The organism is Nocardia sp. NPDC004654, from assembly GCF_040609595.1.
In the GTDB taxonomy this organism is placed as follows: Bacteria; Actinomycetota; Actinomycetes; order Mycobacteriales; family Mycobacteriaceae; genus Nocardia.
The window spans coordinates 495,920-521,038 of the sequence record NZ_JBEXKI010000007.1 but is presented as its reverse complement, the minus strand read 5'-3'; the positions used below and the strand labels follow the sequence as shown (position 1 = coordinate 521,038).

The following is a 25,119-nucleotide window of genomic DNA, read 5'->3' as shown; positions in this document are numbered from 1 at the left end:
ACCGGCTGGTCGGTGGTCGTCACCGGAATCGCCCGACCGATCACCGACCCCGCCCGCACCACCCACTACCAACAAACCCTCCACCCCTGGATCGGTTCCCCCATGGACGGAGTGATCGAGATCGAACCCACACTCGTCTCCGGCATCAGACTCGTCGACGGCGCGCCCGCCCACAACGGGTAGTCGCCTAGTCTTCGCCGCGAGGCGCTGACTTACGCGGTGAACAGCGGGAAAGCAGCGTGGGCAGGCCGGAACCGGCGAGGTCGTCGCAGTACGGGTGCCTTCCCGCCATGGCCATGGTCAGCGCGAGGGTCGTTCCGTGGACCAGCGGGCCGGTGCCCGTGGCGAAGGCGCTGTCGGTCGCTTCGAGGCGCAGGCCCTCGATGAGGCTGCGGCTGGGCACGGTGAAATCGCGGGCGGCGAAGAAACGGGCCACTTCCAGGCACGCCGCGACCGAGGGCGTGCGGGGCAGTCCGAGTGGACGCCGGATGTCCTGGGCGTGGACGATCACCTCGCCGAGCCATGCCGCGGTATGTCCCGACGCGGCCGTGGTGCTCGTGACGATCGAACGGAACCGTTCGAGGGTTTCGGCCGGGTCGGCGCCGCGGTGCTCGGCCAGTCGCCGGTCGTTGTGCCGATCGAAGTCGAAGCGGGCGCCGACGACGCTGATCAGCCAGCGCGCCCGGCCGATGCTCGCCGCCGCCGTGAGGTGCGCGACGACCTCCTCGACCACCCAATCTCCGCACAGCGAGGGCATGGCCCACTGTTGGTCGTCCAGTGCGGCGAGATCCTCGGCCAACGCGGCGCGTTCGGCGTGCGCCATTGCCCACAGGTCCTCGCTGGACACGACATTCGACACGGGCTTCCCTTCGCTCGTGGCCGGCAGAGCCGGCGGTGTGGTCGATCCACGTCCCGGTCCGCCCGGGTCGTTCTCGGATTCAGACGATTCCGCTCGCGCGAATTCATCGGTCCACCGCGTGTGCCATTCAGCCTTTCGGCCGAGGCCCATTGGCCCTGGGTTCGGTGGATCGAGCCGATCGATACTGACGATCGTGGGCGGCGCTTCCGCGGCGGCCAGCAGCCCCGCCGGTGCGCGGGGCGTCCAGATTCGACTGAAAGGCAGCAGCCATGACCGGCCAACACCGACACGACGTACACGAAATGGCCGCGGCGGCAGTGGTGGTCGGAACAGACGGCTCGCCCGCCTGCGCGCACGCCGTGGCGTGGGCCGCCCAGACCGCGGCCGATCGAGGACGTCGTCTGATCGTCGTGCACGGCTACGATCTCGCCGCCACCCGCGCGGTGTTGGGGTCCTACGAGGTGCTGGTGCCCTCGGTCGTCGAGCACCTGCGCGACCACGGGCGACAGGCTTTGACGAGCGGGGAGCGGATCGCCCGCGAGGCGCACCCGGATCTCGAGGTCGCCACGGAATTGTCCGACCGCAATCCCGCCGCATTGCTCATCGAATTGTCGACGACAGCGCATCTGGTCGTGCTCGGCGCGACTCCCGGGGTCGGATCCTTCGCGCACCTGGGCTCGACCCTGCTTGCGGTGGCCAGCCAGGGCAAGGGACGCATCGTGGTCGCGCGCCACAACGGCGTCAAGCAGCAGGTCCGGCGCAGCGGCCCGGTGGTGGTCGGTGTGGACGGCAGCCCGATCGGTGAACCCGCGATCGAGGCCGCGTTCGACGAAGCGTGTGCGCGCGACGCAGAACTGGTGGTCGTGCACGCCTGGAGCGACTTGTCGGAGGGACAGTTCGCCGGAACCAGCTATCTCCAGATCCCGATCGCCGAGCTGGAAACCGCCGAACACGCGCTGCTTTCGGAACGATTGGCGGGCTGGCAGGAGAAATATCCCTCCGTCGCGGTCACCCGCCGGGTCTATCTGTCCGGTGCCCGCAAACAGCTGATCGAATGGTCCAAGAGCGCGCAACTGGTCGTCGTCGGCAGCCGCGGACGCGGCGGATTCCGTGGCTTGCTGCTCGGCTCGACCAGCAATCACCTCGTCCAGCACGCCCATTGCCCGGTGCTGGTCGCCCACGCGGACTGACCACGCCGACTATCGCGGCTTGTGCTCTCGAACGCCCGCGGCGCGCGTGATGATCGCGTCGAAGGCGCGGTCGGGCAGCAGCCACTTCAGGAAGATCAGTGGCCGGGCGCCGATGCGGGCGGTGGCCTCGCCGATGCCGGAGGAGGCTCCGGTGACGAGCGCGGATTTGGTGGTCATGTTGTCTCCCGAACTCGAGGTGAACCGTGGTCACGTTCCATGGGAACTCCTGAACCGGGTTGCGGAGCCGACCGCGCGCTACCGTCGTCGGCGACGGTAGCGCTGGACGACTGTTCGACGCTGACCACTCGCTCGGTCGAGCTCGAACCGATGTGGATGCCGAGATCGGTGAAGAAGCGTTCGGGATCGATGATCGTTTCCGGTGGGTGAACCCCCGCTGCGCGTGACGTGCCGTCGAGGAGTTGGGCGAGGCCCAGCGCCAAGGGGATGCCGGTGAACCGGGCCATGTCGGCGGTGAACCGGTCGACTTCGGCACTGTCGGCCAGATGTGCGAGGACGGTGCGGTGTTCGTCTCCCGCGCGGCCGGTGACGGCGGCGAAGAACGGCGGCAGGGTGCCGTGGGAGGCGAAACGGGCGGCGCGAAGGATGGAGCGAAGCGTCCGGCGCGAGCTGGGTGCGGCCAATTCCCGCGCCGCGGACTCGTTGGTCAGCCTGCCCTTGTCGATATCGGTACGCAGCACATCCAGGTAGGCCGCGGTGCCCGGTGTGACGACCATGAGGTTCGCGGCATCCCCGGAGGGCGCGAGAGAGCGGTGCAGGGTGACCGGTTCGGGGTGTCCCACGGTGTAGGCGGTGCCGCGGCGTCGACCGGGCAGCGCCAAGGTGACCGCGCGCAATGGCGCCTCCTCGGCCAGTCGACCGTCGCGGACGACCGTGATGGCGCCGCTGATCTGCTGCATCCAGTGCACCGCGGCAGCGGGCGGTTCGCCTCCCGCGCCAAGCACTTCGGCGGTGTCGAGCGCCTCGGGGACGTCGACAGGCCATGCGGTGTAGACGTTTTCGACGGCATCGAGCCCCCTGGCCGCGCGGGCCGCCAGCAGGTTGCTCACCCCGGGGCTGGCCCCCATGCCGATGATCGCGCACACCCCGGCGTCGCGGGCCGCGGCGTCGAGTTCGAGCATCCGCAACGTCGGCTCCCAATCGTCACAGATGTCGAGATAGTGCGTCCGGGCACGGATCGCGGCCCGCAGCACCGACAAGCCGAAACGGTAGTAGGGCCCGACCGTATTGAGCACCACGTCGGCGCTGCGCAGCGCGTCGCGCAGATCATCGGCCTCGGTCACGTCCACCCGGCGCGCGCGAACGACAGCGCCGCGCCCGTTCAACTCGGCGGCCAGCCGCTGAGCCGCGCCGAGATCCCGGTCGGCCACAACGATTTCGGCCACGCCGGGCAGCGTGACGGCCGCTCGGACGGCCGCCGCTCCCATTGCCCCCGACCCGCCCAGTGCGAGAACACGCATCAAGCCTCCTACGATCAAACTGTAATCGTTCGTTTCTTATACGATCGAATGTAGCATGATCACTATTTCCTAGGAGGAACAGATGAACGCCCGCCTCGCGGCCGGTCGACGCGCACCGCACCGCGGCGCGAACGGCCCCCACCCGCCGCGTCCGACCCGCAAGCTTGTCGCAGCGGAGGCGTGGGGCGGCATCATCGTCGGCTCGGTGACGTTGCCCTTCACGCCCTCGGCCGCGGGCGCGGTACCCGAATGGGCCCAGTTGCTCGGGCTGGCCACGCTGCTCGGCGCGCTGGCGCTGCGGCTGCGATGCTGGCGTGCGCTGATCACGCACGGGCTGCGGCGCTCGGCCACACCGGTTTCGACCCGGCTGCGCGACCAGCGGCGAGACGAACGCCGAGTACGTCTCGGCGCTTTCGTGGCCGGGGGTATGACCGTGGTACTGCTGCCGATTCCGCCCACCTGGGTGCGGTTCTGGTTCGTACTCGGAGTCGCGACCGTTGTCCTGTCGACGATGTCGCTGGTCGTCCTGCGTTGGGAGACGACTACTTTCGCGCGGCGCCGGTTCCGGCCGCGCGCGCGCCCGCGGCCACCTCTCGGATGACCTCGGGACTCATCCACTCACGACCGGCGCCATCGACACTCCCCAGAAATCCGCGTAGCGCCCGCCCAGCCGCAGCAGTTCCTCGTGGTTTCCGTCCTCCACGATCCGGCCGCCGTCCAGGAAGAGGATGCGGTCCGCGCGCTGGACGGTCCGCAGGCGGTGGGCCACCATCACCACCGTCCGCCCCGACATGAGCCGTTCGATCCCCGCGTGGACGGCCGCCTCGTTCACCGGGTCCAGCGCGGAGGTGACCTCGTCCAGCAGGACGATGGGCGCGTTCTTCAGCAGGGCTCGAGCGATCGAGACACGTTGGCGCTCACCGCCGGACAGCAGCGCGCCGCCTTCGCCGACGTTGGTGGCCCAGCCGTCGGGCAGGCGCTCGATGACGTCGTCGAGTCGCGCCGCGGACGCGGCCGCGCGCACCTCGGCGTCGTCGGCGTCGGGACGCGCGAAGCGCACGTTCTCCTCGATCGTGCCGTCGAAGAGATAGACGTCCTGGAAGACGATGGCGATCCGTGCCATCAAGTCCTCGGTGTCGATCGCGCGCACGTCCACCCCGCCCACGCGCACCGCACCGGCGTCCGCGTCGTAGAACCGCGCGAGCAATTGCAGCAGCGTGCTCTTGCCCGCGCCCGACGGGCCGACGACGGCAAGTCGCTGTCCCTCGGGCAGGGTCAACGACACGTCGTCGAGTACGGTGCGGTCGCCGTGCCGGAAGACGACGGAATCGAACTCGAGGTCGTGGCGGCGCGGCCGCACGGGTTCACTGGGTTGCGGCAGCGGCTCGGTGCGCAAGACCGCCTCGAGCCTTGTCAGCTCGGCGCGCGCGCTACGGAGCTGGCCACCCATGTCGGCCAGCGACAGCAGCGGGTCGGCGCAGCGGGCGGCGAGCACCAAGATCGTCAAAACCTCTGCGGCGCCGATGTTTCCGCCGAGCGTGAGGTAGGCGCCGAGAACCAGCAGCGCGCTGAACATCGCCTGCACCACGAGCGCCATGCCCACGACACCGGGCAGCGTCGACAGCGTCTGCCTGCGCGACGCGCGCCCGACTTCGCGCAACGAGTCGTCCAGCAGCTGGAAGCGTTCGACGGTCCGGCCGCCCGCGCGCAGAACCGGCTGGGCCTGCAAGTATTCGATGACTCGGCCGGCCGCCTCCTTGTCGCGTTCGTGACGATCGGCATCGGCCGCGGCCGTCGAGCGTCCGGTCCAAATCTGCGTCGCCACGACGATCGGCACGGCCGCCAACGCGGCCGACCCCAGGCGCCAATCGAAGGCGAGCATCACGACGACGATCGTCAGCGGCGTCACCGCGGCGGAGACGAGCGGCGCCAGCAGATGCGCGATGACACTCATCGCCTGCAGCACACCGCGACTGGCCAGCACGGATACTTCCCCGACGCGGCCCGCTGTGTACCAGCCGATGGGCAGCCGGGCCAGGTGATCGCCGAGCCGGTGGTAGACGCCACGCAACAGCGTTGTCCCGCCGCGGAAACCGGACAGATCGCTGACATAGCGCAGCACCGCGTAGACCGCGACCACGCTTCCGAACGCGATCAGCCAGGGCCACGCGTCCGCCGGGGTGTCGCCGAACAGGGCTCGCAGCACCGGAACCAGCAGCGCGTAGGACAGACCCTCGAGGATCGCGGTCGTCGTCATCAGGGCCACGGTGCGCCGCACCGGCCGGGCGTACTCGGGTCCGAGCACCCGCAACAGCATTCGAATCATCGGGGCCACTCTCCTAGCGGTGTGTCATCGGCGGAGTTCGCGTGCGCGGCGCTCCGCTGGGATTGCCAGAGCGCGGCGAACTTTCCGTTGCGCGCCAGCAGCTCGGCCGGTTCGCCGCGCTCCACGATCGACCCGTTCTCCAGCACCACGACGGTGTCGGCGTCGGCGACCGTTTCCAGACGATGGGCGATCACCAGGATCGTCCGATCGCCACCCCACGTCGAAAGGGTCTGGCGCACGGCTTGTTCGGTCTGCGGGTCGGCGAACGCGGTCGCCTCGTCGAGCACCAGGACGGGCGCGTCGGCGAGCAGCGCCCTGGCGATCGAGAGGCGTTGGGCCTCACCGCCGGACAGTCCGGCGTCTTCACCGAGCACGGTGTCGTAGCCGCGCGGCAGTTCGAGAATCCGTTCGTGGATGTTCGCCAGCCGAGCCGCGCGCACCACATCGTCGAGGTCGGCGTGCGGCACGGCCAGCGCGATGTTGTCCGCGACCGACGCGCGCAGCAGCCGGACGTCCTGGAAGACGAAGGAGACCGTCCGGTAGAGCTCCCGGCTGCCGAGGTCGCGGAGATCGACGCCGCCGAGAACGACCGAACCGTGGGTCGGATCGAAGAACCGCGGCAACAGCTGAACCAGCGTGGATTTCCCGCTGCCCGACGGCCCGACGAGCGCGGTGACCGTCCCCGGCTCGAGCACCAGGTCGATGCCGCGCAGCACCTCGTGACCGTCTTCGTAGCCGAATCGAACGTCGCGCAGTTCCACCCGGTGCCCCTGCGGCGCGACGGGATGCGCGGGCTCTGGTAGCGACGGCACCGCGAGCACGTCCCGGATCCGGTCGACCGCGCGCCGGGCTGCCTGCATGTCGTCGAAACCGTGACCGAGGGCCGCCACCGGTGCGGTCAGTCCCAGTCCCAGGAGCAGGAACGGCAGCAGATCGGCCGGGGCCATACCACCGGAGGTGATCAGCGCCGTACCGCCGATCAGCACGGCGAGCAGTACGAACGGCGGCGACAGCGCCACCTGCATTCCGGCGGCGACTCCGGCGAGACCGCGCACCATCCGCAGGAAGATGTCGGCGAAATCGTCGGCGGCCGTGACGAATTTGCGGTGCGCGCGCCCGGATCCGCCGAACGCCTTGACCACCGCGATCCCCTGCACGAACTCGACGACCGAACTCGCGATCCGTCCCATCGCCGCGTCGAAATCTGCCTGCTCACGCAGCCGGGTCGGGGTCATCATCAGCGGGACGAGCGCGACCGCGAGCAGCACCGGGACGAGCGTGATCAGCGTGAGCCGCCAGTCGACGGTGAACAGGTAGATCAGCGACACCAGCGGCACCACGAAGGCCGAGACGAGTTCGCCTGGGGTGTGGGCGATGAACGGGTGCACGGCGCTGACGTCCTCCCCCACCACCTTCGCCAGTTCACCGGTCCGGCGCCGGGCGAACCAGCCGAGCGGTACCCGGCCGAGCCGTTCGGCCAACTGCCTGCGAAACGACAGTTGCACCCGGTCGTCGAGCAAATGTCCGATCCCCGCCGACGCGGCCGTGCACAGCAGCCGGACCAGTAAACCGGCCGCGCCCGCGATCACCACGAACCAGACGTGGTCGTGTTCGATCGGGCCGGGCGACAACAGGACTCGGCCCAATTCCGCGACCGCCAGCAGCGGAGCCAAACCGGCGACGGCGCCGAGAACCTGAAGAGTCACGACGGCGGCGAAACCGCCCAGGTACGGGCGCAGCAACCGCACGATGCTCTGCTCCGGCGCGGAAGCAACCTTCGGTGGCGGTGCGGAACGTTCGCTCGCCTCGACTGGTTCGGTCGCGGTCATCGCCCGACGGTCTTCCGCGACGCGACGGTCTGTGACTCGACGAGGTGATCCAGGAGGAACTCGGTGATCTCCGCACGCGCCGCCTTCGCCTGCGGCACCACGCCGGGCATGGCCAGGAACCCGTGCGGCGCGCCGCGATGTTCGGTGAGCCGCGCGGGCGTGCCGGACTCGAGCAGCCGTTCGGCGTACCGGCGGCCCTGATCGGCCAGCGGGTCGACGGTGGGCACCACCACGAGCGCCGGGGCCAACCCGCTCAGGTCGTCGGCGCGCAGCGGCGACACGGCACGGGCATTCGTTCCCGGTGGCACGGACAATCGGTGAAACAGCGTCAGGCGCGCCGTGTTCAGGGTCGGGCTGTCCGCGTACCTGGTCATCGAGTCGTAGTCGAACATCGTCTCGGTCAGATCGGTGGCCGGATTGACCAATACCTGCGCCCGGAGGTGCAGGTCGGACTCCTTGGCGCGGATCGCCGCGACGGCGGTGATCAAACCACCGGTGCTGTCACCGGCGATCGCGACGCGGTCCCGGTCGATTCCCCATTCCGCGGCGTGCCGCACCACGTGCAGCAGTACCTCCCAACCGTCGTCGACGGCGGCTGCCAGCGGCGTCCCGGTAGCGAGCAGACGGTGTTCGACCGAGACGACGACCGCGGGCAGGCGTGCGGCGAAATGGCTGTTCGCCCAATCGCATTGCGCCGCGGTGCCGACGTATCCGCCGCCGTGCACGTGCAGCACCAGCGGCAGGTTCGCACCTCCGCGCGACGGCCGATATTCCCGGACCTGGATCGTCCGATCGGGCAACTTCACGTCGCGCCAGCCGATGGTGACGCCGCGATCCGGAAATCCGGTGATCACCCGCGCGGCGCGGGAGGCCCGCTTGCGGTTCTCCGCCTCGCGGAAAGCGGCCAGTTCCTCGTCGGTCATCGTCGCCAGGTCGGGCGCCTTCGCCAGGGCGTGCAGCAGCCGGATACCCAGTGGCAGCCGTTCGGTGCCGGTGACGTCGTTCATGTTTCCTCCCATGGGCTTCTCGCCTGCCGTCCCGGCGCGCGGCTCGACAGCACCCCGCGCCGGGTACGACTGCCAGCATCGCCGGGCGCGCCGCCGCGTGTATTGGAGAAATGTTCCGCTCTGGTGGTCAGCGCCGAAGAGCCGCGCCGCGAGCCCCGATCCGATCGGGGTCGGCCCACGCGACGTCGTCGACCGCCAACCACGGCGCGGCCGCGATGGCCGTGGGCGTCACACCGGCGAAGGCCATGACGTCCCGATGGAGGTGGGACTGGTCGACATAGCCGCTGTCCGCCGCCACCAGCGCGGCGCTGTGCCCCGCGGCGAGGCGGTGCGCCGCGTGATCGAAACGAACCAGCTGAGCGGCGCGCTTGGGCGTGAGACCGACCTGGGCGCGGAACCGCGACCACAACCGCTTACGGCTCCACCCGATCTCGTCCGCCAGCCGCTCGACCCGAACCGAGCCTCGACTCGATACCATTTGCCGCCAGGCGAATTCGATCTGCGGGTCGACCACCCGGCCCAGCCCGTGCCGCCGTCGGAGCGCGGCCTCCGCGATCGCGAACCGCTCGTCCCACGACTCGGCGGCGTGCAGTTGTTCCAGGATTCGTCCTGCGTCGGGGCCCCAGAGCTCGTCGAGGCCGACCACCGTCCCGCTCAGCTCCGAAGCCGCGCCGAGCACCGCGTGCGCGACCGAGGGAGACAGCCGAATCTGCAGGCAGTCGATATCGCGCCCGCCCACTCGAACGCTGTCGGGCGCGAGGCCGGTGACGATACCGCCGCGAAACCGCCGGCCACTGGACTCGTCTACGAGCAGGCCGTCGCCGAAGTCGATGGCCACGGTGAGCGACGGGTAAGGGACCACCTGCATGTCTACGGGGCTCTTCGTCCGGCCGCGGAATCCGGCCATACTCACCCCGGCGATCCGGCCCGGCCGTGCCGGGACCGTGATGTCCCACAACTCCGCGGCGTGGGGAACCGGATCGACAGCGCGCATGCCGCCATGTTACGAGGGCGGCGGGACGAGTCCGAGGTAGTGGGCCTTGCGCAGGGCCGCGACACGATCGTGCACGCCGAGCTTGCGGTAGAGGTTCTCGGTGTGTTTCGTCGCCGTCGCGGGCTTGATGCCCAGCCTGGTACCGATCACGTGCGCGGTCAGACCTTCGCACAGCAGCGTCAGCACCGCCCGCTCCCTCGGCGTGATCTTGTAGTCGGCCGGATCGGCGAGGGCGGGGCGGGCGAAAGCCGCGGCCTCGTGCGCTTCGACGGTGTCGAGCAGCGAACGGGCGAGCGCGGCGTATTCGAGGTCGCGCTCGCTGAAACCGCGTCCGCTGCGGCTCATGATGACCCCGCGGATCCGTCCGGGTGCGGAGCCGAGCGGCAGCGCGAGCTGGCGGTCGATGCCGATGGCGTCCTTGCCCGCCCGGTAGGCCTCGCCCTTCCACCAGCGGTCGTCGGCGACCTCGTCCATCGTCAGCGGCGTCCGGTCCCGGGTCCGCGCGTAGTGCCGCAGCAAGCGGTGGCCGGCCACCGACGGACGCACCCTGAATCTCGATGATCCCGAATACGGCGAAGCCGTCCGGGACTTCGGTCCTTGGGCGGCGTTGGAGGCGCGTCACATGTGCGGCTCGACGCGTACCGTCTCGTTCCCGCTGTCGTGCGCCATGCCGGGGCGGAATCGAGTATCGGGAACAGTCGTCATCCGCGTGCCAGGTTCTACTGCCGACTCCTTCTCGGTCTGGATTTCGACGACGGGACATATGGATCGGGCGGCTACCCGAACGTGGAACCCGCCGCGACCGAGCCGCTCCGAGATTCCGCGGCACGACACCAATCCCAGTGCGTGTCCGATGTTTTCCACGGAGTCGATGTGTCGCACTGTCCGGATCGGCGAGCGTCCGCGGTGACGACGACGCTCGCCGAGCACGGCGTGAACAGCGTGCGATTGAGCATCTGGGTGGACGGCAGGTCGCCGATGAACCTGGCGCGTGCGATCCATCTGGCGCTGGCGGCCCGATCCGCCGGGCTCGCGGTGTGTCTCACGCTGCACTACTCCGACACCTGGGCCGACCCTGGCACACAGGTCAAGCCCAGATCGTGGGCCGCGCTGCCGATTCGCTCGCTGATCGAGGAAGTCCGGCGTTACACCCGGGATGTCCTCATCGAATTCCTGCGGCACGGAATTCGGCCGGCGATGGTCCAGATCGGCAACGAGATCACCAATGGGATGCTCTGGGCCGAACCGGGGCAGGACCCACGCGGCGGCGCACGGCTACATCCCGCAGCCGACGACGGGCGCGAGTGGAATTCGGCCGATCAGTGGGTGATCCTGTCCGAAATCCTGCGCGCGGCGACAGCCGGTGCGCGGGAAGCCACCGACTCCGCACTCGTCTCCGTTCATCTCGACCGGGGCGCCGATGCCGAAGGCGCGGAGTGGTGGTTGCGGTATGCCGACCATTTCGACCTCGACTACGACGCCGTCTCGCTGTCGTTCTACCCGCTGGCCCACGACGACGCCACGATCGCGCGTCTGAGCAAACTCGAAGCGCTCTGCTCATCGCGACCGGACAAACGACTCTTGATAGGCGAGACCGCATACCCCTTCCGTCCCATCGTCGGCCACGACCGCGTCTACACCGACACCGAGCGGGAGTTCCCGTTCGACACCCGCGGCCAACACGAATACCTTCGTTCCGCCCTGTCCACCGTGCGGGAATTGTCGACCGGATGCGGATTGTTCTGGTGGGGAGCGTGTTTCCTCGACGACAGCGTCGAACCCTCCGTCGACTACTTCCGCGCCCACGCCCTCTTCGACCCCCGCTGGCGCCCCCTCCCAGCCCTCGCGGCTTTCGGAGAACAACTCTGACCCGCCGCCGCGGCGTCAACCGTGCAAGACGGCGCCCATGCGGCAGATCGGTCACGGCTCAGCCGACACGGCGTCTCACCGTGTCGGCCGAGCGTGGGTGTCGCGTCGCCTGACGGGCGCTGTCGGACGAAGTCCGTTCTCCGCCTACGCATCGCCGAGCGAAGGCGGAGGTACGCCTAACCGCGGAGCGCGGAAGCGAAGATGCCGGGCAGGGCGGCCACGCTGGGCTTCTTCGCGAAATCGGTCAACCGGCGCAGCGTGGTGGCGCCGGTGCGGTTCGTCACGAACCACGGGGGCTTCGGCGACAGCGTGAACTCACCGTGCAGCACCGAGCGCGGCGACGGCCGGAACGGTCCGCGGACCACGGTGCGTTCGGGGTCGGCGATGAGCAACGCGTTGTGCACCACGCCGATTCCGCTCTGCACGTCGTGGACGCTGTGCCCGGGGAAGGCGCCCCAGCTCGCCCGGGCCGTGAGATAGCCGAGGCCGGTCCAGGCGTTGATCGCCACGGTGCCGTAGCGCAGTGTCGCGACGGCGGTGTCGAAATCGGCGCCCAAGGACTTCATCGTCCGAGGATGGGCGATGATGTTGGCCCCGAGCGTCCCCTCGAACTCGTCGTTGCACACCCGCACCGCCTCGGCGAGGAATTCCGCCGCGGTTCCTGGGATCTCGATGACCCCGAGAACCGGTGCGAAGTACTCGGTATGCAGCGCGGGTTCCGATTTGGTCGGCGCGAGACCCGTGATGAGCGTGCGTTCACCGTGCGCGCCGAGCTTTTGCGCGTCGGGGTATTCGGCTCGTGCCGCGGCCACCCGCTGCGCCGATCCGGGGTAGTAGGCCTTGCGCGCGGGCGCGCGGTTCATGGCGGCTCGCAGCTCGTCCAGGAACTGTTGCTTCTGCGGCCAGTCCGCGCTGACGACCGCCACCTGGGCGGCGACGCAGTTGTAGCCGTTGTTGTGCAGTCGCTGGGTCGCCAGGTGCTCGGCCTGGAACCGCAGATCGGCGCGCGACCATCGACCCGGCACCACGATGGTCGGCGAGACGCCGCCGAGCTCGCTGGTGATGGGCTTGTTCAGCACCGGCTTTCGCGCGGCCTTGCGCCGGGCGCCGTCTTCTCCGGCGCCGAAGACGATCGCGTCGTGGGTCAGCGCGCTGCCGGTCATGTGCACCGACTCGACGTCGGGGTGGTGCACCAGTGCGGTGCCGATGTCGGCGCCGCCGGTGACGATCCGCACGAAACCGCGGGCGATGGCCGGAGCGAAGATCTTCTCGAAGACCGGAAGCAAGGGGTCGGTGATCGGGTTCAGCTTGAGCACCACGACCCTGTTGTCCGCGTAGAGCTGGTAGAGCACGTCCAGCGGCGCGATGGAGAAGATGTTGCCCGCGCCGAGGACCACCGCGATGCCGCCGGTCCGTTCGGGTGTGCGCTGCCCCAGTCCGGCGCGCGCCCGCACCGTGGCGGCGTCCACGCCGGGCTTCGACCACACCTGAGCGCTGAAACCGTTGAGCAGCAACCGGTCGAAGCCGCTCGCCGGGAAGACGTCGACCGCGGTGCGGTTGCCGGGCGCCTCGTGGATCCGATATCCGTCGACCGGACTCGCGCCGTCTTCGAGAGCGGCCAGCGATTCCGCGAGAGCGGCCGCGCCGGTCAGCAGCGAGTACGGGCCGCTGACCCATTCCTCGCCGAGCAGCGGGGAGTCCGCGGCCAGACCCTTGATCCCGGCGGCGGTCTCCACCCATTCCCGCGCGAATTCCGCTGTGGCGGCGTGGATCTCCTCCAGCAGCTGCCGTCGGCCGCGCAAGGGTGTCCTGCTCCATTCGATCTCGCCGAGTCGCAGGGCCGCGATTGCCGAGTCGATCTCCTGTGCCGTCGTCATCGTCATCGTGCGGATCCTTCCGATTCGAGCTCCTCGGCGATCATCGCGGCGGCCTTCTCGCCGATCATGATCGTCGGAGCGTTGGTGTTGCCCCGCACGACGCTCGGCATCACCGAGGCGTCGGCGACCCGCAGGCCGCGCAGGCCGAACACGCGCAGCCGGGGATCGACCACCGCGCCGATCGCGCAGGTCGAGGTGGGGTGGTAGAGCGTCTGTGCGGTGCGGCCCGCCTCGATCAACGCGACCTGGACGGCCGGGTCCTCGGACAGCCGCGCTACCAGTACGGATCCGGCGGACCCCGCGCCTACGACGACGTAGTCGTACACGATCGGCACCTCTCTCGATTCACCATCGACCCGGCCCACGTATGGCCCAGGTCACTTTCGAGGTCGATCCTGCAATCAGTCCGAGGTGGCGCGCCATGGGCCGCAGCCAACGATTCCGCGCCCCGCGATGTGCTGCAGCACATCCACGGCGCTCACGGCGGTACGTATCATCGGTGCATGACGACGGTGATCGGATCGGTGCCCGAGGGGGCCGAGCTACTCGCCCGCGATCTGCTCGACCAGCTCGATCAACTCACCGACGACCTGGTCGACCGAATCCGCGTCGGCGACGAGATCTATGCGAAATCGACATCGCTGACCGATCAGCAGCTGCACAGCACGGTCCACGACAATCTCGCCGCGCTCCTCGGTCAGCTGTCGGGCACCGCGGCGCGGCGCCTGCATCCGGCGATAGTCGCGGGCCGGTTGAAAGCCGAGCTCGGGATACCGCTCGCGGCGCTGCTGCACGCGTACCGCCTCGCCGGTCGGCTGATCTGGGAGCGATCGTTGCGCGGCGCCGCGCCGAGCACCCAGGACTGTCTGCCCGCGCTGGGTTCGGAGATCTGGCGGCTCGTCGACGACTACTCCAGCGCGGCCGCCGACTCCTACGAGCACTACCTCGCCGACCGTGTGCACCGCGACAACCAACGACGCAGGACCATGCTGCGCACCCTGCTCACGGGCACGGCCGACAACGCGACGCTGTGGGGGATCTGCCGTGCCCTGCATCTGCCGCAGACCGGGTCCTTCGTCGTGGTGCACGCCGAAAGCGATCCCGCCGCGGAGGTGCTGCCCGCCATCGAGGACCGGCTGCGCGCCGGATTCGTCGACTCGTTCTGGAGCACCGAGCCCGACAAGCGGATCGGCCTGCTGAGCCTCGTCACGCCGCGCGGCCTGGGTCCGGCACTCGACCTGCTGACGCTCGGCGCGACGTCTCGCATCGGGGTCAGCCGGCTGTTCACCCGTCCCATCGACGCCGCCGCGGCGCTGCGTGAAGCCGAAATCGCTTGTCGCTGTACGACTCCGGGCGTGCCCGCCGTGACGAGCTATGGCGCCGAGCCGATTCCGTTGCTGCTGGCACACGCACCGCATCCGAGCGGCGAGCTGGCCACCGAGATCCTCGGCCCGATCCTCGAACTGCCCGCCACCGACCGGAACGAACTGCTGGACACACTCGACTTGTGGTTCGAGTGCGCGGGCTCGAATCTCGAGGTCGCCCGCCGACTCCACTTCCATCGCAACACGATCCACAACCGGCTGCGCCGCATCGAGAATCTCACCAACCGCCGGTGCGCCGACCCCAAGGCGGCCGCCGAGCTGTACATCGCCCTGCGCGCGGCCCGCCTCATGGACGCCGATCACACCGCGAACTCCTGAACCTGCGCGCGGCAGACTCTCGTGACGACGTCGACCCACACCTGATCTCGCGGCGCCAGCGCGTCGTCCTCCAGGTAATGAACGCACCCCGGCCCACCTGAGAGCACCACGACATCCGGCCCACGTCCGGTGACACCGACACGCAGCAAGGACCCGTCATCGGCGGGCACCCTCCTCGATCGCATTCCACCCCCTGGCGAAAGCACCGGTCTCGCCGCCTCGACCTTATCGCCGCGAATCGACCAACGCACGAGTACGGTGACGTCCGCCAGGGCAGTCGTCACCGATTCGATCGTGCGCGGAAAGGGCGATACCGATGAACAACAAGCGCTACCGGCAGCTGCACCGCTGGACGTCCATCGTCTTCACGACGACCGTCGTCCTCTGTTTCATCGCCGCCGCACTCGGGCTGACCGAGTCCGCGGTCTGGCTGTTCTACCTGCCGTTGCCCCCGCTCTTCCTGCTCATGGGCACCGGTCTGTACATGTTCGCGCTGCCGTACCGCGCGAAGCGGCGCCCGAACCTCGCCCAGTAGCGCCGATCGACCCGGTATCGCCGCCCGAGCCGACGATCACTTCGTGTTCGGGGAAGCGCCCCACGGCACGGACGGTCGCCGTGATCACGCCCGCGGTCGATCGGTGGTCGCGGCGTCCATACGGCGCCGAACCGCCAGCAGGTCGGGGCGTTTGGCGGTGCGGCCGTCGCCGGAGGACCGTCCAGTCAGCCGTCGCCCGAGCCAGGGACCGAGAAAGGATGCGGCCCAACGTATTTCGCTCGCGGCGGTGGCAAGCGCGGCGCGGGCGGGCAGCGGCGGCAGGGCTTCGGTCCAGCGGTCGTCGGCGCCGGGCAGGCGCAGAGCGTAGGCCAGTGCGTCGGCGATGCGCTGATGCCCGATCGGGCCCGCGTGCAGCCGATCCGGGCTCCAGAGGCGGGGATCGGTGACGACGGCGTAGGGGGTCGTGTCGGCGACGATGACGCCGTGCCGTTCCGCGGCGGCACGAAGGCGCTGATTGAGCGCGGTGACCCGCCCGCTGATCGGACGCGCGAGCGGGGTGATGCGGGCGACGTCGGGGAAGGTCAGCGTGGCGACGACCGCGCCACTGCCGGTCAGCGCCGCGAACATCGCGTCCAGGTGTCCGGCGACCTCGTCGGCGTCGAATCCGGGGCGGAGCAGGTCGTTGAACCCGGCGACCACGGTGGCCAGGTCGGGCCGCAGCGCCAGTGCGGCGTCGAGCTGTTCGGCGCGCACCTGGCCTGCCAGTTTGCCGCGCACGGCGAGGTTGGCGTAGCGCAGATCCGGTTCGATCGCGGCGAGCCGGTCGGCGAGACGGTCGGCCAGACCGCGCAGTCCGGTCCGGTCGTCGCCGTCGCCGACGCCTTCGGTCTGGCTGTCGCCGAGCGCGACATAGCGCGAATAGGCGGTCATGCGGCACGCTTCCCGCGCCGCTGTTCGTCGTCGCACCGGTGCGACAGCTCGGCCATCTTGCTCGCGCTCACAGATCGAGTTCCACATCGCTGATCGGATAGGCGACGCAGGAGTGGGTGTAGTCGAACTGCGCGTCGGAGAGGCGGAGCTTGGCCTCCTCCGCGGTATGTACCCGACCTTTCACGACGCGCACTCGGCACAAACTGCATTCGCCCGAGCGGCACGCCGCCTCCGGACGAAGATCGTTGTCCTCCAGAGCGTCCAGCAACGGACGATTGCGGGGAGTACGGAAGGACACAGTCCCGACGGTGACAGTGACCTCGCCTGCCGGATCGGCCTCCGCAGGCCAATGCGGTTGCGCGGTGGGATCGTTCGGAGCACCGTTGGCCTCGAAGCGGATGCGCTTGCGCGGCTGGCCGAGCGCGGTCAGCTGGGTGAGGGCGTAGGGGTAGAGGGCTTGCGGACCGCAGACATAGACCATCCGGTTGTGGAGTGTGCCCGCGAGGGAGCCGATGGTGTCGGCGGTGAGAAACCCGGTGGCGCCGGTCCATTCGGCGTCGGGCTCGGCGATGACGTGGTCGACGTCGATGCCGGGATGCCCAGCGGCGAGCTTGTCCAGTTCGTCGCGGAAGATCACGTCGGCGGCATCGCGAGAGCCGTAGATCAGGTGGAAGGTGCGGTCGAGGCCGAGCTCGGCGATCTCGCGGATCATGCTCATGGCGGGCGCGACACCGGAACCGCCCGCGAGGAACACGACGTCGTCGCCGTGGAAGAGCGGGTTGTGATGGAAGGTGCCCATCGGCCCGGTGGTGGTGAGGACTCGGCCGACTTCGACGGTGTCGATGAGCAGGTTGCTGACGCGGCCGCCGGGCACCCGGCGGACCGTGAGGTCGTAGTGATCCAGCCGGGTGGGGCTGGAGGAGATGGCGTACGGGCGGCTGGTGCCGTCGAAGAAGACGTTGACGTACTGCCCGGCCAGGAACGGCGGCAGCGGGCCTCGGTCGAGACTCGTCAGCCGGAAAGTCTTGGTAGTCGGGGTTTCATCGATGATCGCGGTGACCGCCAGCCGCAGCCGCTTGGGGTGATAGGCGTCGACGGTGGCCCGGGTTTCGGCGAGGTGATCGCGGGTGTCGGAGATGCGGGAGTCGATCTCGGCGAGGATCTCGCTCGCGCCGTCGAATCGTTCGGCCAAGGGGTGTTTCACGAGAATGCTCCGTTCAGGCGGCTTTGGTGCGCAGCAGGCGGCGGGCGACGCGGGCGCCCGCCTCGAGTGTGGGTTGGAATCCGCCGATACCGGCCCAGGAACCGGCCAGATGCAGTCCGGGAACGTGGGTTCGGCGTTCGCTGTCGCGGAAAAGCCAGCCTTCGGTGGCGTCCTGGTCGTAGCCGTAGATCGCGCCACCCGGGTGGCCGAGGTAGCGCATCATCGTCAACGGCGTCGCGACGTCGACCTCCTCGATGGCGTCGCGGATGCCGGGGGTGATGGTCTCGCACAGGTCGAGCAGAGTCTCGGCGTAGGCGAACTTGGTGCGCGCGTACTCCGAGGGGGCGACGTTCCTCCAGATGTCCGCGTATTGCAGCGTCATCAAGCTGACGTGCGTGGCGCCGGACGGCGCGAAGCCGATCGGCGCTACATCGTAAGAGCTGACGCAGATTCCACGCGCGGGTTCGAACGAGCGCCAGGCGTCGTAGGTGCGATCGTCGTCGGCGTCCATGTTGACGAAGGTGGTGCTCGTGGTGAAGCCCAGCTCCGCGGGAGTGGCGTCCAGGCCCATGTGCAGCACGAACCCGGAGACGCCGATTCGCCTGGTCGCCAAGTCTTCTCGGACCGCTGCGGGCATATCGATACCCTCGAGCATTCCGTACGTGGTGGGCAGCGAGGCATTCGACACCACGTCGGGCGCGGTCACTTCGGTACCGTCGTCGAGCCGCACGCCGAGCACCCGGCCGCCCGCGGTGAGCACGGCCGCCACGCCGGTGTTGAACCGCACTTCACCGCCCGCGGCGAGGAAGGCGTCCAGGATGGCGGTGGACATGGCCTGCGAACCGCCGCGCACGTGCCACGGCTTGAACTCGAAGTAGGCGAACAGCGTCAACGCCAGGTCCTGGAAGCGCAGTTTCGACGGCGGCTGGCCGAGGTAGGTCCAATACATACCGAGCGCGACCTTGATGCGGTCGTCGTCGAAGTACTCGTCCAGCACGTCCTTCAGCGGACGCAGCCCGTACCGGAACAGCACCGGATCGATCTGCTCGACCGGCATGCCGCGCATGGCGGCTATCTGCCAGAAGCTCACCTGCTTCAGCAGTTCGAAGAACTTCGCCGCCCGATCGCGGTTGCCGGGGAACTCCGCCTCGATGGCGTCGATCGCGGCATCCCAGTCGGCGGGCAGGGTCAGGTCCAGCTGCCCGGGAATCACCGCCCGGTAGAGGTCGTGCTCCTGGACGAACTCCAGCTTGTCGGCGATGCCGAGCTGCTGGAACAATCCCTCGCGCAAGGAGATCGGCTGTCCCTCGACGCCGACGCCGGACAGCTGGTGCAGCGCCACCTCGAACTCGAACCGGCCGCGGCGGAACGAGGTGCCACATCCGCCGGGGATGTTGTGGCGTTCCACCAGCAGGGTCCGCGCGCCCGCGCGTTGCAGCGTCGCCGCGGCGGTCAGACCGGCGTTGCCCGCACCGACGACGATGGCGTCGTAGTCGGTCATGCGCCGGTCGCCTCTCGCTGGAGTTGCGCGGTGGCTTCGGCTTTGATGCGTTCGAACTGTTCCCCCATGCGCGCGGCCAAGGCCTGCGCGGCGGAGAGCGGGCGCACCATGACCATGAAGTCGTCGATCTTCCCGTCCGCGTCGAAGTGCAGGAAGTCGCAGCCGGTCAGCTGCTTGCCGTCGACCGTGGCCTCGAACACGAAGGCGTGGTCGTGACCGTCGGCGTCGGCGATCTCGCGGACGTAGCGGAAGTCCTCGAAGACTCGGATCACCGCGCGCAGGATGGCCGCGGTGATCGCCTTGCCCGGATACGGCTTGAACGCCACCGGACTGGTGAACACGACGTCGTCGGCCAGCAATGCCTCGATGGCGGCCTCGTCGCGGGCCTCCACGGCTGCCCGGAAGGGATGCATGTCCCCACCTTTCATATGCAACTAGTTGAGTACTACGTCCATGGACGATAATGAGCCGTGCGGATAGTTGTCCAGAGATGATTAGTAAATTATTTGCCTAGTCATCCCTGCTGGTATCTTGGGCTGATGGCGCTACGTAACGCGGTACTCGCGGCCCTGCTGGAAGGCGAGGCCTCCGGCTACGACCTGGCCAAGGGCTTCGACGCCTCGGTGGCCAACTTCTGGATGGCGACCCCGCAGCAGCTGTACAAGGAACTCGAGCGCATGGCGGCCGACGGCCTGATCGAGACCCGGGTGGTGCAGCAGGAACGCCGTCCCAACAAGCGCCTGCACGCCATCACCCCCGCCGGACGCGCGGTCCTGCGCGAATTCATCGAAGCGCCCCCCAAACCCACCGCCATTCGCGACGAGATGATGGTGAAGGTGCAGGGCATGGACGTCGAGGACGCGCCTGCCGTGCGCGCCGCGGTCCTGGACAAGCTGGAGTGGTCGAAAGCCAAGCTGGCCCGCTACGAGCGGCTGCGCACCCGCCTGCTGGCCGGCCGCAGCGAGCAGGCGTACCTCGAGGAGGCCGAACGGGTCGGCCCCTATCTCACGCTGCTGCGCGGAATCTCCTTCGAACAGGAGAACATTCGTTGGAGCGAGTTCGCGCTCTCCGTGATCGACAAGAGGATCGCCGCGCACGCGTGAGCGCGACCAGCGCACTGGAGTGCCTGATCCGTCCGCCGTTCGGCCGTGCAAGCCCTCGTCGGCGCAGGTCCTCTTGCTTACGTTGGGCGGGTGAGTACAGCGCGCAGAGTGGTCGTCCTCGTCCTCCCCCAGGTGAATTTGCTCGATCTCGCCGGTCCGGTGCAGGTCTTCGACGCCGCGACGGTGCTGGGCGGCGCCTACCGGATCGAGCACGTCGGCGCCGACTCGAGCGTGCGATCCGCCCAGGGATTGGTCCTGTCGGACCTCGCGCCGCTACCGACGACCTCGGCGGGCGATCTCGTTCTCGTTCCGGGGCCTCGCCTTCGAGGCGACCGCCCGCCGGTGTCGCGCGAGGTGACCGACTGGTTGCGGGCACAGGCCGAGCGCGGCGCGCGGTTCGCCTCGGTGTGCAGCGGCGCGGCCGCGCTGGGCGACGCCGGGCTGCTGAACGGGCGGCGATGCACCACCCACTGGGAGCTGCTCGACGCGATGCGGGCGCGCTATCCCGCTGCGCGCGTGGCGGATTCGGTGCTCTACGTGCACGACGGGCCGGTGAGCACCAGCGCGGGAATCGCTTCCGGGATAGATCTGGCGCTGTCCCTCGTCGAACGTGATCACGGCGCCGCGCTGGCCGCCGCCGTGGCACGCCAACTGGTGGTCTATCTGCGGCGCGACGGTCGCCATGCCCAGCTCAGTCCGTTTCTGCGAGATCGGGCCCACCTGAACGAGGCGGTGCACCGGGTACAGGACCATCTGGCCCAGAACCTCGACTCCAGTCACACCCTCGCCGAACTCGCTGCCATCGCACATCTTTCGCCACGCGGGCTCAGCCGTGCGTTCAAGTCCACGATCGGGATCACGCCGTTGGAATATCGCCAGCGGCTGCGTCTGGAGTTGGCCGCGAATCTGCTCGAACAGACGGATCTGACGGTGCAAGCCGTCGCCGCGCGGTGCGGGTTCGGCGATGCGCGACACCTGCGCCGGTTGTACGCGGCCCGATTCGGTACCACTCCGGCGGCGCGGCGATGAGGAAGGGGCTGCGAGTAGTGCTCGGAATCGTCCTCGCCGCAGCGACTTTCGCAGGCGTATGCGCGATCGGTGTCCATGTATCGATGTCTCGCAACTACACGATCGCTCCCGGGCAAGTTCCGGCGCCGCGTCCGCTCCCCGAGGGCCGGATCACTGTCGCGGTCGTGCTGGGGCACCGCGGTTCCGTCGCGGCCGACGCGCTGGCGCCGTTCGAGGTGTTCGCGCGGTCGGCGGGGTTCACCGTGTTCACCGTGGCGGCGCATCGCACACCGGTCGCGCTGTCCGGCGGGCTGACGATCGTGCCCGACCGGACGTTCGACGACGCACCGCCCGCCGATGTCGTCGTCGTGCCCGCCGTCGCGGATCCCGAAGAATCCGCGGCACGCCAATACATTTCGAATCGATCCGGTCAGGGCGCGCTGGTGTTGAGCGTCTGCGCGGGCGCGAAGCTAGCCGCCGCGAGCGGGGTGCTGCGCGATCGCACCGCGACCTCGTTCTGGGATTCGATCGACGGCCTCGCCGACGCGTACCCCGACACCCGGTGGGTGGCGGGGAAACGCTATGTCGAGGACGCGAACGTCATCAGCACCGCGGGTGTCACCTCGGGCGTCGTCGGCGCGCTGAAGGTCGTCGAACGCCTCGCGGGCCGCCCGGAGGCCGCTCGGATCGGCGCGGAGGTGGCCTTTCCCGGCTGGACGCCGGAGGGGACGACCGACATTCCGGCGCACGGCAGGCGACTGTCCGATCTGCCCTACGTCCTCGGTGTGGCGTTCCCGTACTTCCAACCGCGGATCGGGGTCCGACTCGGTGACGGCGTCGGCGAACTGGACTTGGCGGCGGTGCTGGAGGTCTACGCGGGCAGCTCCTTCGCCGCGCACCTCGTCCCGGTGGGCGATACACCGCACGTCACCTCGCGCCACGGTCTCACCCTTCTCGCGCACACGGCCGCGCAGGTCGATCGGGAGATCCGCCCCGGAACGGATCGCCGTCCGGGTGATTTCGCCTTCGACCCGGCGCTGCGGGACCTAGCGGCGCATACCGATCGCGCCACCGCCAGGGTCGCTGCGAAGTTCACCGAGTATCCGGACGCTCACCTACAGATCGACGGCGCCGTATGGCCCTGGCGTCCAACTGTCCTGGCGGCTCTGACGCTGGTGGTGTCGATCGCCGTCGGCTGCACGCCCGCGGTCCTGCGCGCCGTGACGACACGTGCGAAGGGCGACACTCCCTCCCCCTAGGACGTCCGCGGTCACCGACTTCCTGAAGAGACAGAGCCGTTCCGGCAGCCTCGGGTGGTTCGCAAATTCCGTTGAACCCGCGGGCGTGGTGGGGTACGAAGAGCGGGTGAGCCCATCAGCCGTCGCCGAGCGAACCGTGGAACTGCGCAGGATCACCGCGGAGACCGTGTACGAAGTGTGCAAGCTCAGCGAGACACTGTCGCCGGAGCAGCGGAAGATGGTGGCCGACAACGGCATATCGATCGCCGAGGCGCACTTCGCGGATGCCGCTTGGTTTCGCGGTATCTACTCCGGCGACGAGCCGGTCGGCTTCCTCATGCTCGACCTCGGTATGGACTTCGACGAACCCGGCGTGTCCCTGTGGCGCTTCATGATCGCGGGCCCGCACCAAGGCAAGGGATACGGCCGCCGGGCGATCGAGAGCCTGGTGACGCACCTGAAAGCACGTGGCACCAACACGCTCTACACGAGCTACGGCCTCGGCCCCGGCAGCCCGGAGGGCTTCTACCGAGCGCTCGGCTTCGAACCCACCGGTGAGTTGGTCGACGACGAAACCGAGGCCGTCCTGCGCTGGTGAGCGCGTTTCCCCCGCGGATCTGGATCACCACTCCCCCGACCCCGGATTCCCCGTACTCGAATATCGACGGCGCTTGTCGGTGCCGGACGGTAACTTCCCTCCTGACTTTTCGTGGGAGACAGTCGATCGGAAAGATGATGTTCAGCGTCGCGTTCCTGCAGTACGCCGGATCCGGTGCGATGCGGCACGAGGAGAAGCTGCTCGCGGAAGGGTTGGGTCGGCGCGGGATCCCGGTCCGGTACTACAGCGTCGAACGCATCCATCGCAGACAGTTGCCGTTGGGACCGGAGACGTTCATCGCGGGTGATATGGACGCGATGCACGGCGCCATGCGGCAGCTGCGCATCCCGGTCCCGCGACCCGACGACTACCCGGAGAGCCTGCGGGAGTTTCTCCGGCGCAGGGTGTGGACGTCGACACTGGGCGAGATCGAGCGCGCGGTAGAGAACGGGTCCGCCCCAGCGGTATTCGTGAAGCCGTCGGAGCGGCGAAAGAGCTTTTATGGCGCCTATGACATTGCCGCGGACCAGTACACGGAGCTGGTGCTACGGCGGTGGCGCGAGTTGGTCGAAGCCGCGCAGTGGGGACCTACCACCTGAACGGGGCCGACCCGCCGGTGACGGGACCGGCCCTCCGCGACGACCCGCGGAGGGCGGACTCGCCGACGCCCTACGAAGCGGCCTTCTCGTACGCCGCGACGACCTCCGACGGAACCCGTCCGCGGCTGGGCACCTCGAAACCGTTCGCCCGAGCCCACTTCCGGACCACGCCCGCCTCCGGCTTCCGCGCACCGCTCGGCTCGACGGGCTTGCTGCGGCGACGCCCGACCCGGCCGACTTGCCTGCCGAACGGCGTCCACTCCGCGAACACCTCCCGCAAGAGGGCCGCGTTCTCCTCCGACAGGTCGATCTCGTAGCCGACACCGTCCATGCCGAACGACACCGTCTCCACCGCCGGCGAGCGACCGTCGTAATCATCGACGACCGTGACTACCACTTTGCGTGCCACCGAACATCCACTCCCAACTCATTGAACCGACCGACCGTCCCCTGACGAATCGGGAAAGCAACGCAAACCAGACAGGGCGAAACCGCCACTGTCCCGGACCCCTCATCCAGACGCAGGATGGTACGCGCGTTCTTCCGCTCCGCAGAATCGAGGCCGCTGGCAGTGGCTCGGAGCCCGGCGCTCGGCGCGTCTCGTCGTACGCGTGCCGGTGTGAGTTGTTGCGCTGCAACAGGGTTATCCGACGGCCGCCGCTGGCCTGCGCCGATTCCGCCAGGCGCGGTCAGGTGTAGCGGCCGGGTCCACTGGTCGGCCCGTAGTGGGACAGTGAGGTTTCGGGGCGGTTCAGGGCGCGGCCCACCGGCAGGGAACCCACACGCGTGATTCGCACTCCACCGTCTCACCGATAAGGGACAGCCGAAATACATCGTCGCAATTTCACCGGCATTGGGCGCGCCGGTGTTCGAGTCGCACACGGGCACCGCTCGCCGCGCCGAGGGCATTCGTTAGCCGATCGATTCGCATGGAGTGCGAGACAAGAAAGCAGGTATTCAGTAGCATTAAATAGGTACGGTGCAGCGGGTTTTCCTACACCGCGGCCGCATCAGGTTCCCGTACCGTATCGGCGCGGGGATGTTGTGAGCATGTTGTCTTTTCGAACGAACGAAGGGGCATATCTATGTTCGAAGCGGCAGCCGAGCGGGTCGGAGTCGAACATTGGTTTGACGTCGCGAACCCGGTGTGGCACAGGGATCGCCGGAGCCGACAACACGAATCGCATTCGAATTCGGACAAAACGTACTTAGTTCGACACGTCTAACGGGATCCGCAACGACCGGCGTGGCCAGGTGTTTTTCGGCCGCAACGGGTTTACAGTGGCATCGTCGTGCCGCCTCACGACGAA

General features: G+C 68.8%; 25 protein-coding genes and 2 pseudogenes. 11 read left to right on the top strand and 16 right to left on the bottom strand.

Features of this window, described 5'->3' with window-relative positions; all coding sequences use genetic code 11:
- Positions 1-183: pseudogene (locus ABZV58_RS25475) on the top strand (pyridoxamine 5'-phosphate oxidase family protein); the annotation flags it as partial.
- Positions 184-187: 4 nt separating this feature from the next.
- On the opposite strand, the gene ABZV58_RS25470 reads toward ABZV58_RS25475, so the two are convergent.
- A complete protein-coding gene (locus tag ABZV58_RS25470) occupies positions 188-823 on the bottom strand; it encodes a maleylpyruvate isomerase family mycothiol-dependent enzyme (protein ID WP_355002676.1) in 636 nt (211 codons plus the stop codon).
- Positions 824-1,128: 305 nt separating this feature from the next.
- On the opposite strand from ABZV58_RS25470, the gene ABZV58_RS25465 reads away from it, so the two are divergent.
- Positions 1,129-2,049, top strand: coding sequence for a universal stress protein (locus ABZV58_RS25465; RefSeq protein WP_355002652.1), 921 nt, complete (start codon positions 1,129-1,131; stop codon positions 2,047-2,049).
- Between the two features lie 9 nt (positions 2,050-2,058).
- Here the strand turns inward: ABZV58_RS25465 and ABZV58_RS25460 are convergent, their stop codons facing one another.
- Together ABZV58_RS25460 and ABZV58_RS25455 are read right to left on the bottom strand one after the other, a co-directional pair.
- Positions 2,059-2,226 carry a hypothetical protein gene (locus ABZV58_RS25460; protein ID WP_355002651.1) on the bottom strand — a complete coding sequence of 56 codons (168 nt, stop codon included), beginning with the start codon at positions 2,224-2,226 and terminating at the stop codon, positions 2,059-2,061.
- Positions 2,223-3,527, bottom strand: coding sequence for a saccharopine dehydrogenase NADP-binding domain-containing protein (locus ABZV58_RS25455; protein ID WP_355002650.1), 1,305 nt, complete (start codon positions 3,525-3,527; stop codon positions 2,223-2,225). The genes ABZV58_RS25460 and ABZV58_RS25455 overlap by 4 nt, the downstream gene beginning before the upstream one ends.
- A gap of 82 nt (positions 3,528-3,609) precedes the next feature.
- Here ABZV58_RS25455 and ABZV58_RS25450 point away from each other — a divergent pair, with 82 nt between their 5' ends.
- Positions 3,610-4,128, top strand: coding sequence for a hypothetical protein (locus ABZV58_RS25450; RefSeq protein ID WP_355002649.1), 519 nt, complete (start codon positions 3,610-3,612; stop codon positions 4,126-4,128).
- A 9-nt stretch (positions 4,129-4,137) separates the two neighbouring features.
- On the opposite strand, the gene ABZV58_RS25445 is transcribed toward ABZV58_RS25450, so the two are convergent.
- The 5 genes from ABZV58_RS25445 to ABZV58_RS25425 all read right to left on the bottom strand — a co-directional run bounded on the left by ABZV58_RS25445 (position 4,138) and on the right by ABZV58_RS25425 (position 10,217).
- Positions 4,138-5,853 (bottom strand): ABC transporter ATP-binding protein, encoded by a 1,716-nt coding sequence (locus tag ABZV58_RS25445; protein WP_355002648.1) that lies wholly within the window; start codon positions 5,851-5,853, stop codon positions 4,138-4,140.
- Positions 5,850-7,682 carry an ABC transporter ATP-binding protein gene (locus ABZV58_RS25440; protein ID WP_355002647.1) on the bottom strand — a complete coding sequence of 611 codons (1,833 nt, stop codon included), beginning with the start codon at positions 7,680-7,682 and terminating at the stop codon, positions 5,850-5,852. Before ABZV58_RS25440 ends, ABZV58_RS25445 begins: the two co-directional genes overlap by 4 nt.
- Complete coding sequence (locus ABZV58_RS25435; RefSeq protein WP_355002646.1) at positions 7,679-8,689, bottom strand: alpha/beta hydrolase; 1,011 nt, start codon at positions 8,687-8,689, stop codon at positions 7,679-7,681. The genes ABZV58_RS25440 and ABZV58_RS25435 overlap by 4 nt, the downstream gene beginning before the upstream one ends.
- Positions 8,690-8,816: 127 nt before the next feature.
- Positions 8,817-9,683: a helix-turn-helix domain-containing protein gene (locus ABZV58_RS25430; RefSeq protein ID WP_355002645.1), complete on the bottom strand. Its 867-nt coding sequence runs from the start codon at positions 9,681-9,683 to the stop codon at positions 8,817-8,819.
- 9 nt (positions 9,684-9,692) lie between these two features.
- The gene (locus ABZV58_RS25425; protein WP_355002644.1) at positions 9,693-10,217 is read right to left on the bottom strand and encodes a helix-turn-helix transcriptional regulator; all 525 of its coding nucleotides are present in this window, start codon (positions 10,215-10,217) and stop codon (positions 9,693-9,695) included.
- 90 nt (positions 10,218-10,307) lie between these two features.
- Here ABZV58_RS25425 and ABZV58_RS25420 point away from each other — a divergent pair, with 90 nt between their 5' ends.
- Positions 10,308-11,552 carry a glycosyl hydrolase 53 family protein gene (locus ABZV58_RS25420; protein WP_355002643.1) on the top strand — a complete coding sequence of 415 codons (1,245 nt, stop codon included), beginning with the start codon at positions 10,308-10,310 and terminating at the stop codon, positions 11,550-11,552.
- 176 nt (positions 11,553-11,728) lie between these two features.
- Here ABZV58_RS25420 and ABZV58_RS25415 read toward each other — a convergent pair whose 3' ends face one another.
- Both ABZV58_RS25415 and ABZV58_RS25410 read right to left on the bottom strand, forming a co-directional pair.
- The gene (locus ABZV58_RS25415) at positions 11,729-13,435 is read right to left on the bottom strand and encodes an aldehyde dehydrogenase family protein (RefSeq protein WP_355002642.1); all 1,707 of its coding nucleotides are present in this window, start codon (positions 13,433-13,435) and stop codon (positions 11,729-11,731) included.
- Positions 13,432-13,647: pseudogene (locus tag ABZV58_RS25410) on the bottom strand (GMC oxidoreductase); the annotation flags it as partial. The gene ABZV58_RS25415 and the pseudogene ABZV58_RS25410, both read right to left, overlap by 4 nt.
- 285 nt (positions 13,648-13,932) lie before the next feature.
- Here ABZV58_RS25410 and ABZV58_RS25405 point away from each other — a divergent pair.
- Positions 13,933-15,132 (top strand): helix-turn-helix domain-containing protein, encoded by a 1,200-nt coding sequence (locus tag ABZV58_RS25405; RefSeq protein WP_355002641.1) that lies wholly within the window; start codon positions 13,933-13,935, stop codon positions 15,130-15,132.
- On the opposite strand, the gene ABZV58_RS25400 is transcribed toward ABZV58_RS25405, so the two are convergent.
- A complete protein-coding gene (locus tag ABZV58_RS25400; protein ID WP_355002640.1) occupies positions 15,114-15,302 on the bottom strand; it encodes a hypothetical protein in 189 nt (62 codons plus the stop codon). The two genes, ABZV58_RS25405 and ABZV58_RS25400, sit on opposite strands and share 19 nt — an antisense overlap.
- 146 nt (positions 15,303-15,448) lie before the next feature.
- Here ABZV58_RS25400 and ABZV58_RS25395 point away from each other — a divergent pair, with 146 nt between their 5' ends.
- Positions 15,449-15,667 (top strand): hypothetical protein, encoded by a 219-nt coding sequence (locus ABZV58_RS25395; RefSeq protein WP_355002639.1) that lies wholly within the window; start codon positions 15,449-15,451, stop codon positions 15,665-15,667.
- An 84-nt stretch (positions 15,668-15,751) separates the two neighbouring features.
- On the opposite strand, the gene ABZV58_RS25390 is transcribed toward ABZV58_RS25395, so the two are convergent.
- The 4 genes from ABZV58_RS25390 to ABZV58_RS25375 form a co-directional block, all read right to left on the bottom strand.
- Positions 15,752-16,558, bottom strand: a complete 807-nt coding sequence (locus tag ABZV58_RS25390) for an SGNH/GDSL hydrolase family protein (protein ID WP_355002638.1) — start codon at positions 16,556-16,558, stop codon at positions 15,752-15,754.
- A 67-nt stretch (positions 16,559-16,625) separates the two neighbouring features.
- Positions 16,626-17,762, bottom strand: coding sequence for an FAD-binding oxidoreductase (locus ABZV58_RS25385; protein WP_355002637.1), 1,137 nt, complete (start codon positions 17,760-17,762; stop codon positions 16,626-16,628).
- Between the two features lie 13 nt (positions 17,763-17,775).
- Positions 17,776-19,263 carry an NAD(P)/FAD-dependent oxidoreductase gene (locus ABZV58_RS25380; RefSeq protein WP_355002636.1) on the bottom strand — a complete coding sequence of 496 codons (1,488 nt, stop codon included), beginning with the start codon at positions 19,261-19,263 and terminating at the stop codon, positions 17,776-17,778.
- Complete coding sequence (locus ABZV58_RS25375) at positions 19,260-19,676, bottom strand: nuclear transport factor 2 family protein (protein ID WP_355002635.1); 417 nt, start codon at positions 19,674-19,676, stop codon at positions 19,260-19,262. The genes ABZV58_RS25380 and ABZV58_RS25375 overlap by 4 nt, the downstream gene beginning before the upstream one ends.
- Before the next feature lie 126 nt (positions 19,677-19,802).
- Here ABZV58_RS25375 and ABZV58_RS25370 point away from each other — a divergent pair, with 126 nt between their 5' ends.
- From ABZV58_RS25370 to ABZV58_RS25350, 5 genes are all read left to right on the top strand, one after another.
- Positions 19,803-20,366, top strand: coding sequence for a PadR family transcriptional regulator (locus ABZV58_RS25370; RefSeq protein ID WP_355002634.1), 564 nt, complete (start codon positions 19,803-19,805; stop codon positions 20,364-20,366).
- A 90-nt stretch (positions 20,367-20,456) separates the two neighbouring features.
- The gene (locus tag ABZV58_RS25365) at positions 20,457-21,395 is read left to right on the top strand and encodes a helix-turn-helix domain-containing protein (RefSeq protein ID WP_355002633.1); all 939 of its coding nucleotides are present in this window, start codon (positions 20,457-20,459) and stop codon (positions 21,393-21,395) included.
- Positions 21,396-21,478: 83 nt separating this feature from the next.
- Positions 21,479-22,633, top strand: coding sequence for a DJ-1/PfpI family protein (locus tag ABZV58_RS25360; RefSeq protein WP_355002632.1), 1,155 nt, complete (start codon positions 21,479-21,481; stop codon positions 22,631-22,633).
- Between the two features lie 106 nt (positions 22,634-22,739).
- Complete coding sequence (locus tag ABZV58_RS25355) at positions 22,740-23,210, top strand: GNAT family N-acetyltransferase (protein ID WP_355002631.1); 471 nt, start codon at positions 22,740-22,742, stop codon at positions 23,208-23,210.
- A 134-nt stretch (positions 23,211-23,344) separates the two neighbouring features.
- The gene (locus ABZV58_RS25350; protein ID WP_355002630.1) at positions 23,345-23,809 is read left to right on the top strand and encodes a hypothetical protein; all 465 of its coding nucleotides are present in this window, start codon (positions 23,345-23,347) and stop codon (positions 23,807-23,809) included.
- A gap of 70 nt (positions 23,810-23,879) precedes the next feature.
- Here the strand turns inward: ABZV58_RS25350 and ABZV58_RS25345 are convergent, their stop codons facing one another.
- Entirely contained in the window at positions 23,880-24,218 is a 339-nt protein-coding gene (locus ABZV58_RS25345; protein ID WP_355002629.1) for an Lsr2 family protein, read from the bottom strand.
- Positions 24,219-25,119 lie beyond the last annotated feature (901 nt).